The organism is Planctellipticum variicoloris (assembly GCF_030622045.1).
GTDB lineage: Bacteria > Planctomycetota > Planctomycetia > Planctomycetales > Planctomycetaceae > Planctellipticum > Planctellipticum variicoloris.
Window position 1 is genome coordinate 59241 of sequence record NZ_CP130886.1, and the last position, 12225, is coordinate 71465.

Sequence of the window (12225 nt, forward strand, 5' to 3'; positions counted from 1 at the left end):
GATTCTGAGTGACTCCGCGCAAACCTCCGGCAGCAGTGCCCGGGCATGTTCCGGGAGAGGTTTCGCGCAGGATCGACGTCGCTGCTGCGGCCTGGTTGATCCTCTTCAGTCTCTGGTTCTACTCGCTCGACATGCCCAATAACCGGCCGTCGACGCGGCTGGATGTGCTGCAGTCGGCGCCGTTTCATCTGCTCGACGTGATCGACCCTCCCGAGGTCAAAGACGCTCCGCCGGGCGGCTGGTCGGGGCTGCTGCAGCGCTTGCCGCTGTTGCTCGCCGCGGCGGGACTGGCGGCGGGGGCGTGGGGCTGGGGCCGGCTCGGGCTGCGGGCTGTCGGCGTCGATGCGGCGCTGACGCGCGCCGAGCGGTTCTATCTCGCCGGGATGCTCGGACTGACTGTGCTGTCGACCGTGACGTTGGTCCTGGGACTGCTGGGTCTGCTGGCCGCCGGCTGGTTCTGGGGCTGGGGGACGCTCGGATTTTTCGCCGGCGTCTGGGCAGCATGGATGACGCCGCCGTGTGCTTCGCCGGGGCCTGTGCGACGGCGGGAGGAGTTGCCGTTCTCGACGACGTGGCGAATCGTTCTGGGGGCGGTGATGGTGGCGTTTCTGCTGCCGCTGCTGATCGGCTCGCTGACGCCGCAGAACGATTTTGACGTCTGCGAGTATCATCTCGGCGGTCCCAAGGAGTGGCTGCAGCAGGGGCGGATCACGTTTCTGTCGCACAATGTCTACACGAGCTTTCCGTTTCTAACGGAGATGCTTCTGCTGGCGGGGATGGCTGCGTGGGGCGAATGGCATACGGGAGCACTCGTCGGCCAGGCGGTCCTTGCGCTCTACGCCCCGCTGACGGCGGTCGGGCTCTACGCGTTCGGCCGACGCTGGTTCTCGCCGGCCGCCGGCTGGATGTCGGCGGTGGTCTGGCTGTCGATCCCGTGGACGACGCGGATCTCGATCATCGCCTATGCCGAGGGAGGCTTGAGCGCCTACATTTTCGCGGCGATGATCGCCGCGGGGGTTGCGCTGGAAGTTCTGCGGGCGAAGGACGGGAAGATCGATCGAACGCTGCTGGCCTGGGCGAGTCTGGCGGGCGTCTTCGCCGGCGGAGCGTTCGGCTGCAAGTATCCGGGGTTGCTGGTGTCGACGATTCCCGTGGGCCTGGCGCTCGTCTGGGCCGGCGGGAAGTCGGCGTCGCTCAAGACGCGCGGCTGGCTGGTCGGGGTCTACTCCGCCGGGGTCCTGCTGGTCGCCGGTCCGTGGCTGCTGAAGAATCTCTGCGAGACCGGCAATCCGGTTTATCCGCTCGCGTACGGGCTCTTCGGCGGCGTCGACTGGACTCCCGCCGATCATGCCAAATGGCAGCACGGGCATCCGCTGCCGCACTATGCCAGCTTCGGCGCATGGGCAGTCGATCTGGTTCGCAAGCTGCAGGATTTCGTCGGCAACAACGACTGGCACAGCGGGCTGGTGTTCGCCTTCGTTCCGCTGGCGTGGTTGCTGGAGCGGGGGCGGTGGCTGATCGGGCTGATTGCGCTGTACCTGGGCTGGCTGTTTCTGGAGTGGTTCCTGCTGACGCACCACATCGACCGCTTCTGGGTGCCGATGCTGCCGGTAGCGTCGCTGCTGGCGGGGGCGGGGTGGTCGGCGTGTGCGACGGGCGTCCGGCGGAAACTGGTCCCGCCGGTGCTGCTGGCGGGACTGTTGCTGAATCTGGCGATCGTGACGAGCGGGCTGGTGGGATACAGTGCGGGGCTGACGGATCTGTCCGTTGGCCGGCAGCGGGCGGCGCCGGTGCTGAGTTTCCTGAAGCACGAGATCGACGACGGAGGATTGCCGGCGGACTTTCATCCGCTCTGCGTGGGAGAAGCCGCCCTGTTCCATGCGGAGTTTCCGGTCACGTACAACACGGTCTTCGACCATTCGCTGTTTGAGGAGTGGTGCGGGGTCGACGATCCGGACGTTTCCTCCGCCGAGCGGCCTTTAAAGCCGGCGGAGGAAATTCTTGCGACGCTGGCCAGCCGCGGCGTGACGCATCTCTACGTCAACTGGGCCGAAGTTGTCCGGTATCGGCTGACCTACGGGTACACCGATTTCGCCAGTCCCCGGCGGTTCGACGAACTGGTGGCCGCGGGCGTGCTCGATCGAGCCATCAACTTGCCGGACCAGGTGGCACTGGCGCCGCTGGGCGAAGGCAACGAGGCCGCCGAGATTCGCCGCTGGGCGCCAGAACAGATCGTCGCCGGATCGGAACCGCCGCTGTATGTGGCGCGTCAGTTGTTTCGCGTTCGCGGACGGTGACGGCAGTTTGCCGACGGTTGCGAATTCCGGGAACGGGGTGACAGGACACCGTTCGAACTTTTCTCGCGGGCATGCGGGGATGGGAAGCCGGGCTGCAACGATTTAATCTCGCCTAATTGTTCCGCAAACTCTTAACTAGAAATGACTTGCAATACGCAATCCGACGAGGTAATACAGCTTTACCTCACTTTGGTAAAGCAGCTTTATCTCTGGAGGATAGCATGGGCGATTGGAAGTTTTACGGTCGAAAGGAACAGCTTGCGGAATTGGAGCGGATGCTCGACCGTAAACGCTGGTTCTTCGCCAAAGTGACGGGGCGCCGCCGAATCGGCAAGACGACACTGATCCAGCGGGCCATGCAGGAGATCAGGAGCGACCAGCCGGTTTTCTACGTGCAGGTTCCTGACTCCGAGCCGACCGGCGTTCTTTCGGCGGTCAATGACGCCCTGGAAACGTTCCATATTCCCGCGAACCAATATCCTCGTCCCAATGACCTGTTGCGACTGGCGAAGCTCCTGGAGTCGATGGCTGAAGGTGGCTTCATACTCGTTCTCGATGAATTCCAATACTTCAATCGCAAGGGCTATGAGCAGTTTTGCTCGTACTTGCAGGCGAGTGTGGATCGATTAGCGGCAAAGGCGGATCAGGTACGGGGCGGGCTGATTGTCCTCGGATCGATCCACACAGAGATGGTGGCCCTGCTCGAAGATCGAACGGCGCCTCTCTACAACCGGGTCACGGACACGATCAATCTCACGCATCTCGACATCGGCTCGATTCTGTCCATCCTCAAAGATCATGCAGAGCCGAGTCCTCAGCGCCTGTTGTTTCTTTGGAACCTCTTCGAGGGAGTGCCGAAGTTCTATCGGGACTGCTACGAACAGAATGTCCTTGCCGCCGACCGCAAGACGATACTCCGTCGCATTTTCTTCGAGAGTTCCTCACCACTTCGGTCAGAAGCCGAGAATTGGTTCCTGCGTGAACTGCGGGGGCGATATGACGTGATACTGAAGTTCGTGGCTCGAAATCCGGGGCGTATGCACAACGAACTTGTGCAGGCGATTCGGGACGTCGGCGGAAATCCTGATACCCAAGTGGGCGGCTACCTGAAGGTTCTTATTGAGCGATTTGGGCTGATCGAACGCAAGTTGCCCGTGTTCGCCAAACCGGAAGCAAAGCGCAGTCGTTACTACGTCACCGACAATTTCCTCCGTTCATGGCTGGCGGCGTTGGCCAATCCGGTTTCCGCGATAGCGTTTCGGCCGCTTCAGGAACTCGTCGATGAAGCCGACCAGCGCCTGGCAGATGTCGAAGGTGGTTCCTTGGAAAAACTGGCGGGCCAGCTTTATGAGGAACGAAGCCGCAATGGGGCAGGCGATTTTCCCATTACACATCGAATTCAAGGATTCTGGGATAAGGCGGATACCGAAATTGACCTGGTGGCTGTCAATGAGACGACTGAAACAATTCGATTTGGTTCCTGCAAGCGTTCACCGGGCAAGCTCATATCCGACGTGAACAACTTCAAGCAACACGTCGCACGATTCCTTCAAACGATGCCGAAATACCAGGGCTGGTCTAAGCAACTCGTCGGCATCTCGCCAGTATTGGACGCAGATCAACGCGCCATGCTGACCAGCCACGGCATCATTCCGCAGGATCTCAACGATCTCACACAGGGCTTGGGATAAAAGACTCTTCCACCGCGCCGGTCAACGCGACCACAGCATGAATGCAATGCCACTGCAATGTCAGTCGGGGTGACGGGATTCGAACCGGCCGCAGCCCTGACGACTACTTCACGTCAAACTGGTAGACGTTGATCTTCCAGTGACCGGTTCCTTTGACGCTGAAGCGGTATTTGCCGCCGCGGGCGACGTTCACGCTGCCGTGGTCGTGGAGCGGCTGTGCGGGGAGCCCTTGCGATGCTCGGGACTCTCCGCTGTCGCGGGTCCAGCGAATCTCATCGATCTTCCCGGTCTTGTCCCAGCGCAGCTCCCAGCCGTCGCGAACTTCAAATTCGTCCTTGACGTCGGCGGTCCCCTGGCCTTCGACCGTGTAGACCAGCGATTCCGCCGGGGGATGGATCACCCCTCGTCCGCCGCCGGCGAGAATCGTAATGACCATGACGCAGACCGCGCTGCCGACGGCGACTGCGAGGGCGGTTCGGTAGGGCAGAGCGGGGTGGGGCGGGCCAGCGGACATGAAGTTTCGGCTCGGAACGGAGGAAGGAAATCGGGCCTCGGTTTGAGGCTCCACCCCGAATTCTAGCCGGACCGTCCCGCTGGCGGCATCAGGCGGGGGACGGAGCCTTCTCCGGCGCGTCGAAGAACCTGGAAACCAGCGAAGCAGGCGGAGGGGTGGTGATCAGCGACACCCCCACGCCGGCGACGGCGGACGCCGCGAGCCCCCACAGCACGGGATCGACGCTGAGCAGGTAATAGGGCCGCACGGCGGATGCCAGGCCGATGCCGCGATCCGGGCCGAGAATTCCAAGAATCGTCGCCGCCAGGCCGGTCGGAGTTTCGCCCCCGACGGCCAGGGCCCAGGTTTGAATCCAGCCGGTGGCGTAGAGGCCGAAGTAGACGCCGAAGCCGCAAAGCATGGCCGCCATGACGCCATTCGCGGTCGACCGTCGCCAGTAGCAGGCCATGAGCGCCGGCGTCACGAATGCGGACGCCCCTGCCGAGCCGCTGATCACGACCAGCGCCTGCAGGTACTTGGGGGGGTAGATATTGGCGGCGATGCCGACGAAGCCGACAAGGACCATGGCGGCGCGGGTGACGAACTTGATCTGGTCCTGCGTGGCTTTCGGATTGATGAACCGGAGGTAGATGTCCTGCACGAGGCCTGAGGCGATCACGAGCACGAAGCAGCTTACGGAGGCCATGATCGCGCCGAACGGCGCGGCGAGAATCAGTCCGGTCAGCAGGCCGCCAAATGGAATGTCCTGCGTCACGTGCATGGCAATTCGCGGAATCACTTCGTCGGGCTGATTGAAGTCCGGCAGAATCGCCCGGGCGGCGATGCAGATCATGATCAGCGGGACGTAGATCAGGCAGTTGTAGCAGGCCAGCAGACAGATCGACTTCCGCATGACCTCGGTGTTCTGGGCCGCCATCACGCGGATCATGCTGGCCGGCGTGGCGAAGCCGGCATAGACCCAGATGAAGAACATCGAAATCGCCAGACCGATCGGCAGGAAATCGCGTCCGCCGGGCTCGTAGCCGGGTGCGAACACATAGCCGGGTCCGGTCCGCTCCATGGCGACGACAGTCGCCTGCTCCATCCCGCCCGCGGCAGGGAGCGCGAGGCAGAGCAGGATCATGACGCCGAACGCCATCATCACGCTCTGGAACAGGTCGGTCCAGACGGAGGCGAGGAAGCCGCCGATCATCGTGTAGCCGACGACGGTCACGCCGAACACCGCCAGGCCGAGGTAGAACTTCATGTCGATTTCGACCGGAAGGTCTTCGGACAGGACAAACGCCCCACTGCCGGGAATCGAGAGCTTCATGATCGTCGCCCCGGCCTTGAACTGGGCGATCATCGTGAAGCTCAGGAAGATGATGATCAGCAGCGACGCGGTCAGGCCGACGCGCGGAGCGGCGTAGCGTTCGCGGAACATATCGGGGACCGTCACGGTCTGCGTCTTGCGGGAGATCTGAGCGAGTCGTTTGCCGACGATGGCGAAGCCCGTCAGCGGCACGACCATATAGCTGCCGATCCAGAGCGTCACGACCCAGCCGTGGCTGTAGACCAGCGCGGGGAAGCCCATGAAGGTGCCGCCGCTCTGCACCGTGGCGGTCAGGGCCAGCGTCCACGCGCCCAGGCCGCGGTTGCCGAGAAAGAATCCTTCCAGAAACCGCTGCTTCTTGAGCGACCGCTGGGCCATCGTCCCCAGCCAGACCGAGGCGGCGATGAAGACGAGCAGAGCCCCCAGGACGGCGAGACCGGGGGAAGGGGCGTCTGCCAGGATAACTTCGGGCATGCGTGGTCCTCGGGGCGAGCGGGGAGTCGGGAGGGTTCAGCGGGCGGGAGGGACGCAGGTGCAGGCTCGAAGGTGAGGTTGAAGTGCTGGCGGGGACTCAGCCGTCGGATTCCTCGGGATGCGGATCGCCGAGATCCTCGTCGCGCATGAAGCCGAACGCAAAGATCCCCGAAGCGACGGTGCACAGCCCCCAGGGGAAGACAACGCCCCAGAAGATCCAGTCGGGGAAGCCGAACACGAATTTCAGCGACGCCGGGTCGCGGTTGTAGCCGTAGAGCCCGCAGTAGCTCAGCGAGTAAACGGTGGCGGTCAGCCAGATGCCGAAGGCGACCAGCATTTCCCGGCGGGAACTGGTGAGGACGGGATCTTCCTGAGGCATCGCGGCGGCCTTTCGGTGACAAAACGGAAATCGATGCGGCTGGGGGCGGCGTTACTTCGGATCTTCGTCCAGCCCGCGCGATATGAACAGCAGCTTGTAGAACGAATACAGCGTACAGCCGATGATGATCGACCAGGTCGATGCCAGAAACACCCACGCGAGAACGGTCATACGGCGGCTCCCGACTTCAGCTTGCGGCGATTCCACGCGACGGCGACCAGGCCCGCCAGCCCCAGAAATGTGGCGATCATCACTCCGCGATCAACAGTCCGGACCAGCTTCAGATTGTTGACGAAGGCGGCTTCGTCGGGATGCGCTCCGTCGGGGATCGGCAGGTCCCGGTGCAGCAGCATGCCGACCATTCCGTCCGGCGCCCATTCCCACGGCGGCGCCTCCTTCTGGCCGGCGGCGGCCGCGAGGTAGGTATCCCACCCGGCCTGCGGCTTCAGCATGAAGGCGACCAGGATGACGATCAGGAAGACCGGCGTGACGTACTTCATGATGTAAAAGAAAATGCGGGGCACCTTCAGATCGGAGCCCCGCATCAGTTCTTCCCAGCCCTTGCCGGCGCCGAAGACCCATGAGAACAGGATCGCTTCGCCGACCGCCATCACCACGAGCGAAAACGTTCCCGCCCAGAAGTCGAACTCGTCGAAGAACGTCTTGGAATGCAGCAGCGCGACGGGCAGGGCCAGCGGCAGCAGCATCGCCCCGAACAGCAGTGCGCACTTCTCGCGAGGGAGGTCGAACTCGTCCTCCAGGAAGGCCATCATCGGCTGACCCATCGCCAGCGAACTGGTGATCGCGGCAAAGAACAGCAGGCCGAACCACAGGAAACCGGCCAGCGGGGCAAACGAGCCCCAGTTGTTGAAGAGCTGCGGAAAGACCATGAACCCCAGCCCGAACCCCGAGCTCCCCTGGACTGTTTCCAGTCCCAGATAGGCCACGGCGATCGGAATCAGAATCGTCCCCCCCAGCACTACTTCGCAGAACTCATTGGTCCACGCCCCGGCGGCGCCGTTGAGCGCAATGTCGTCGTTCTGACGCAGGTAGGAGGCATAGCAGTGCATCGACCCCATGCCGATCGACAGCGTGAAAAACGTCTGCCCCACCGCCGCCAGCCAGACGGTCGGATTGAGCAGCGAGTCGAACTTCGGATTCCAGACGAAATTCAACCCCTCGAAGGGGCTGGCGACGGCGTGCGGATCGGTCTCGGGCGAGATCATCAGCCCGCGCACCGCCAGGATCGTCGCGAAGATGATCAGGACCGGCATGCCGATCTTGGAGACAATCTCGATTCCTTTCGCCAGGCCGCGGGACAGAATGTAGAGATTCATCAGAATGCAGACGCCGAACATCAGCATGCCGAATCCGCCGACGGCGATGACGGAATTCTCCCGCGTTCCCAGCAGATAGTCGTAGTATTCCTTCCCGGTCGTGGACCGGAAGCCCCCCAGCAGCGAGTTCCCGGCGTAGGCCAGACACCACGATTCGATGTAGAGGTAGAACGCCGCGATCAGCAGGCAGTTCCAGAGTCCAAAGACCCCGAAGTACTTCCAGAGCCGACCGCGCCCCATCGCATCGAACATGCCGGGGGTCGAATGATGTCCGAACTGACCGCCGTAGCGACCGATCGTCCATTCCATCCACATCAGCGGAAAACCGACGATCGCCAGGGAGACGAAGTAGGGAATGAGAAACGCGCCGCCGCCGTTCTGGACAGCCTGGGCGGGAAACCGGAGGAAGTTGCCCAGCCCCACGGCGTTCCCCGCCATGGCCAGCACCAGTCCCACCCGGGAGGCCCACCGTTCGCTTCCGCTCATGCCCGTCCCTCAGTACGTCACGTCTCCAGAAACGCTGTCAGCGCCAGGTCCCCCGACCGGACGGGGGACATCCTAATCACGGACCCGCCCCGGACGCCAGTTTCCACGACGAAAGATGAGACATTTCGCCGCAATCCGGAAATTCAGGCCTGCGGAGGCTGGGAATCCGCGGGGAGGACTTCCGCCAGCTTGCGGCCGCGCAGGCGGGCCACGGCGACTTCCCAGACGATCGGCAACAACGAGACGCCGACGATTCCGAGAATCACGATCTCGAAGTGCTTCCTGACGAACGGGATGTTGCCGCAGAAGTAGCCCAGCAGCAGAAAGGTCACGACCCACACGACGCCGCCGATGATGTTGTACATCGCAAACTTCGCGTAGTTCATCCGCCCGATCCCCGCCACGAAGGGGGCAAAGGTGCGGATGATCGGAATGAAGCGGGCCAGGAAGATCGCCTTGCCGCCATGCGTCACGTAGAACGCCTGGGCGCGGAGCAGATACTCCTGCTTGAGGAGCGGAATCTTGCCGCTGAAGGCGCGGGGGCCGATCCAGTAGCCGATCGAGTAGTTGACGGCATCGCCCGCGATGGCGGCAATCAGCAGCAGGGCCATCAGCACCCAGAGGTTGATCGTGTCGGGCGCCAGGGCGGCGACGGCCCCCGCCGCAAACAGGAGCGAGTCCCCCGGCAAAAATGGCGTGACCACCAGGCCGGTTTCGCAAAAGACGATCAGGAACAGGAACAGGTAGGTCCAGCTCCCGAAGTTTTCGACCATCTGCTTGAGATGCTCGTCAAAGTGCAGCAGCAGGTCGAACAGGTATTTGACGGAGTCCATGGGCGTCCGGGATCGAGAGTGCGCAGGAAAGCTGTGGGCCTGTGTACACCCTTCAGGCGGGCCACGACCTCAGGATAGGACAAATCCGAGGCGCGCACCATGCGAGCTTCGCAGGGAGACCGCAGGTCACGTGCCCGCTGGACTGGCTGTGCGGATACTGCGGGAAACGCCGGTCAGAATTCGACCTTCACCTTATCCCGCTGATAGAGCGGCAAATGACGGTAGTAGACTTCGAGCGTCATCACGCACAGCGACGTCATGAACAGCCGACCGCCGACGCTGCCGTGCGGATCGGCGACGTCCCAGCTCCCCGCTTCCGGGCCGTCTTTGAGTTGCGTCCGGACGAGCTGCTCGCGCATCACGTCGTTCCACCGGTCCCACTCTTCGCCTCCCCAGTGATGCAGCACCTGGGTGGCGTAGTAGTTGTAGTACATGTTGTTGGTCATCGGCTTGACCGCATCGAGATACGCCACCCCCGCCTTCAACGCTGGCCTGCGGTTGTCCCAGCCCAGATACATCCGGCAGAGCAACCCGGCCGCGCTCAGCGTGGGGGTCGGCGGCGTTTTGGGAACGGCCGTGTACGAGTACTTCGCCCCCTTCTCATATTCGACGCTGTCGAGAAACGTTCCGGCCTTCCGGAAGACCCCCTGCGGAATCCGCATCCTGGCCTGCGATGCGGCCTTGAGCGCCATGACTTCCCAGCCGACGACAGAGGTGTCGCCCGGATCCCCCGGCGCATAGCGCCAGCCGCCCCCTTTCGGATCCTGCGCATTCACAATGAACCGGACCGCACTTTCGGCCTGCTGGCGGTAACGAACATCCCCGGTCATCGCCACCACTTCGCAAAGAGCCAGCGTGGCGATCGCATGGGAGTACATTGCGGTGTGACCGTGGCCGCTTTCCGGGGTGCCGCGCAGGTCGAACCCCGCCGGAGACAACTTGCCGAGCTTCACCAGGGCGTCGAAACCCCTTTGGATTTCCTGCTGATAGTCCCCCTTGTCGGGAGTATGGCCGGCTCCGAGAAAGGCCAGCAGCGCCAGTCCGGTGGAACCTGTCCGGACCTCCTTCAGTGTCCCCGGCTGCGACCACGTTCCCTGGTTGTCGGGGTGTGCGGCGTGGTCGAAACTCCAGCTCCCGTCCGGAAATTGTCGCGACTTCAACCATTTGAGCCCCGTGGCCACGGCCCGTTCGCTGGCATCGCTGCCGCCAAACCTCTTCACCATCGCCGACTTGGCCGCCGACGACCGGCCCGCCATCTGATCGCCCACCTTGATGCCGGCCAGTCCCGGCAGGTTGGCTTCGTCAATGACCACCTGCGGCTCCGCATCGCTGACATCCAGATTGACCGGCGCTCGGATGTCTGAAACGAAGTCCGTCACGCTCTGCTGGGGAGTGATTTCAGACGTATTCTCGTCGATCTGGTCTGGTTGAATCGTCGTCTCGACGATCGGCTCCTGGTCGTTTTCTTTCGTCGAGACGAGAACCGTGACGATCTCGCGCAGATTGTCGTGATCCAAGACGATCAGCGAGCAGACGAAGAGGACGACGACATGGACCAGCAGGCTGATCCCCGTCGTCGTCGCCGTGCTCTTCCAGTCGACCGGACGGCGCTCAGGCTTCAGCGGTCCGACCCGGTCGCGAATGGTCGGCCGGCCGGCGCCCTCACGCGGCTGCTGTGACAAGGCCGAGGCCTGTGGCGATGCGGGAACCCCTCCCGACGCAGGGGCCTTGGGACTGTTCATGTCCGCCTCGAAGTGGTGGCCGTAAGTTCTGATTTCGAAGGGGGGCAGCAAGACACGCGGATCGGACCGGGAATCCTAGGGCCGTCGAAACCCTTCGTCAACAACGAGGTCTCATCCCCAGCAGGCTTCCGGAGAATCGTGCGGGGCACCTGCGGGGGCCGAGGTGCGGGGCGCGATCCAGGGGGACTTCGCGTTCCGTTGATGGTGGACCGGCTTGCCCCTGCCACTCGCTACCACAACGAATACAGGAACGGCCCGGCCGGCGAGCCCGCCAGGAGCACCAATCCCGCGACCAGCAGCAGTACCACGATGATCGGCGTCAGCCACCACTTCTTGCTCGTCGACAGGAAATCGATGAACTCCCGGATGATGCCGGGATCGGGAGCGTCCGCAGCTTGCTGAAAGCTCTGGTTGGCGGATTGTCCGGTCGTGTTCTGAGGCGAGGAAGAAGTGTCAGTCATTGCGGTTCCCGATCCACCGTTGAATGTCGTAGCGGCGATCCCTGATTCGACAACAGCGACTTTGTCATAGTGTTGCGACTTACGCAGATCGGATCTGATATCGGGTGGCTGGGGTCGGCCGCTCTGGGCCGCCCCCAGCGAAGTGGTGAGAAACTGAGGGCTCGAAGACTCGACCTCAGCCACCCCTTCGGCCCAGGAGCACGTTCCCCAGATTCTGCGGCACTATCACAGCATATGGGGCACGGTTCCGGCCGTCTTCCACCATTTGAACCGTCCTCGTCAAAACTGCCGGAAATAGCTCTCGGCGGGCGGTGCGGCCGGGCGCTCCGTCCAGTAGGTCTTCCGCTCCGGTTCCCAGCGCCTGCCGATCAGGTCGAGGCCGGATAGCCGCAGCAGCAGGCCCAGCGGCGTGAAGACCAGATAGAACGTCGCCGCCAGGATGAGGTGCGACACGACCCAGCCGAGAGGAAAGAACGCATAGACCCAGCCGAGGTAGACCCGGCGAATTACCCGCGGCTGGATGAGACCGATGACAGTGACGAGCGCCGCCAGGGCGATCAGCACGACCGGCAGCGTGGTCCACCCGGTCCGCCGCCACACCCCCCACATCACGACCGCGATGAAGGGGAGCAGCAGCCCGGCAAACCAGCGCAGGTCGCGATCGGTCGGCTGGTGCTTGATAGTCAGCATGCGACGCCG

General features: G+C 63.1%; 10 protein-coding genes. 2 read left to right on the top strand and 8 right to left on the bottom strand.

Translation table 11 applies throughout. The features are described from left to right. Positions 1 to 8 precede the first annotated feature (8 nt). Both SH412_RS00240 and SH412_RS00245 read left to right on the top strand, forming a co-directional pair. A complete protein-coding gene (locus SH412_RS00240) occupies positions 9 to 2297 on the top strand; it encodes an ArnT family glycosyltransferase (protein WP_336521490.1) in 2289 nt (762 codons plus the stop codon). A gap of 221 nt (positions 2298 to 2518) precedes the next feature. Then, complete coding sequence (locus SH412_RS00245; protein WP_336521491.1) at positions 2519 to 3988, top strand: ATP-binding protein; 1470 nt, start codon at positions 2519 to 2521, stop codon at positions 3986 to 3988. A 103-nt stretch (positions 3989 to 4091) separates the two neighbouring features. Here SH412_RS00245 and SH412_RS00250 read toward each other — a convergent pair whose 3' ends face one another. The 8 genes from SH412_RS00250 to SH412_RS00285 form a co-directional block, all read right to left on the bottom strand. Beyond that, positions 4092 to 4502, bottom strand: coding sequence for a hypothetical protein (locus SH412_RS00250; RefSeq protein ID WP_336521492.1), 411 nt, complete (start codon positions 4500 to 4502; stop codon positions 4092 to 4094). 88 nt (positions 4503 to 4590) lie between these two features. Further along, the gene (locus tag SH412_RS00255; RefSeq protein WP_336521493.1) at positions 4591 to 6288 is read right to left on the bottom strand and encodes a sodium:solute symporter family transporter; all 1698 of its coding nucleotides are present in this window, start codon (positions 6286 to 6288) and stop codon (positions 4591 to 4593) included. 97 nt (positions 6289 to 6385) lie between these two features. Further along, positions 6386 to 6667: a DUF997 family protein gene (locus tag SH412_RS00260; protein WP_336521494.1), complete on the bottom strand. Its 282-nt coding sequence runs from the start codon at positions 6665 to 6667 to the stop codon at positions 6386 to 6388. 167 nt (positions 6668 to 6834) lie between these two features. After that, on the bottom strand, positions 6835 to 8490 hold the full coding sequence (locus tag SH412_RS00265) for a sodium-dependent transporter (RefSeq protein ID WP_336521495.1): 1656 nt from the start codon (positions 8488 to 8490) through the stop codon (positions 6835 to 6837). A gap of 143 nt (positions 8491 to 8633) precedes the next feature. Continuing rightward, positions 8634 to 9323, bottom strand: a complete 690-nt coding sequence (locus SH412_RS00270; protein ID WP_336521496.1) for a DedA family protein — start codon at positions 9321 to 9323, stop codon at positions 8634 to 8636. 173 nt (positions 9324 to 9496) lie between these two features. Continuing rightward, on the bottom strand, positions 9497 to 11065 hold the full coding sequence (locus SH412_RS00275; RefSeq protein ID WP_336521497.1) for a prenyltransferase/squalene oxidase repeat-containing protein: 1569 nt from the start codon (positions 11063 to 11065) through the stop codon (positions 9497 to 9499). Between the two features lie 230 nt (positions 11066 to 11295). Next, complete coding sequence (locus tag SH412_RS00280; RefSeq protein ID WP_336521498.1) at positions 11296 to 11526, bottom strand: DUF5989 family protein; 231 nt, start codon at positions 11524 to 11526, stop codon at positions 11296 to 11298. 279 nt (positions 11527 to 11805) lie between these two features. After that, on the bottom strand, positions 11806 to 12216 hold the full coding sequence (locus tag SH412_RS00285; RefSeq protein WP_336521499.1) for an SxtJ family membrane protein: 411 nt from the start codon (positions 12214 to 12216) through the stop codon (positions 11806 to 11808). Positions 12217 to 12225: the final 9 nt, after the last annotated feature.

What these genes read in the sequence shown, in the direction of transcription:
- SH412_RS00245 (WP_336521491.1), top strand. Translation starts at nt 2,519, where the DNA reads ATGGGCGATTGGAAGTTTTACGGTCGAAAGGAACAGCTTGCGGAATTG.
- SH412_RS00250 (WP_336521492.1), bottom strand. Translation starts at nt 4,502, where the DNA reads ATGTCCGCTGGCCCGCCCCACCCCGCTCTGCCCTACCGAACCGCCCTC.
- SH412_RS00255 (WP_336521493.1), bottom strand. Translation starts at nt 6,288, where the DNA reads ATGCCCGAAGTTATCCTGGCAGACGCCCCTTCCCCCGGTCTCGCCGTC.
- SH412_RS00260 (WP_336521494.1), bottom strand. Translation starts at nt 6,667, where the DNA reads ATGCCTCAGGAAGATCCCGTCCTCACCAGTTCCCGCCGGGAAATGCTG.
- SH412_RS00265 (WP_336521495.1), bottom strand. Translation starts at nt 8,490, where the DNA reads ATGAGCGGAAGCGAACGGTGGGCCTCCCGGGTGGGACTGGTGCTGGCC.
- SH412_RS00270 (WP_336521496.1), bottom strand. Translation starts at nt 9,323, where the DNA reads ATGGACTCCGTCAAATACCTGTTCGACCTGCTGCTGCACTTTGACGAG.
- SH412_RS00275 (WP_336521497.1), bottom strand. Translation starts at nt 11,065, where the DNA reads ATGAACAGTCCCAAGGCCCCTGCGTCGGGAGGGGTTCCCGCATCGCCA.
- SH412_RS00280 (WP_336521498.1), bottom strand. Translation starts at nt 11,526, where the DNA reads ATGACTGACACTTCTTCCTCGCCTCAGAACACGACCGGACAATCCGCC.
- SH412_RS00285 (WP_336521499.1), bottom strand. Translation starts at nt 12,216, where the DNA reads ATGCTGACTATCAAGCACCAGCCGACCGATCGCGACCTGCGCTGGTTT.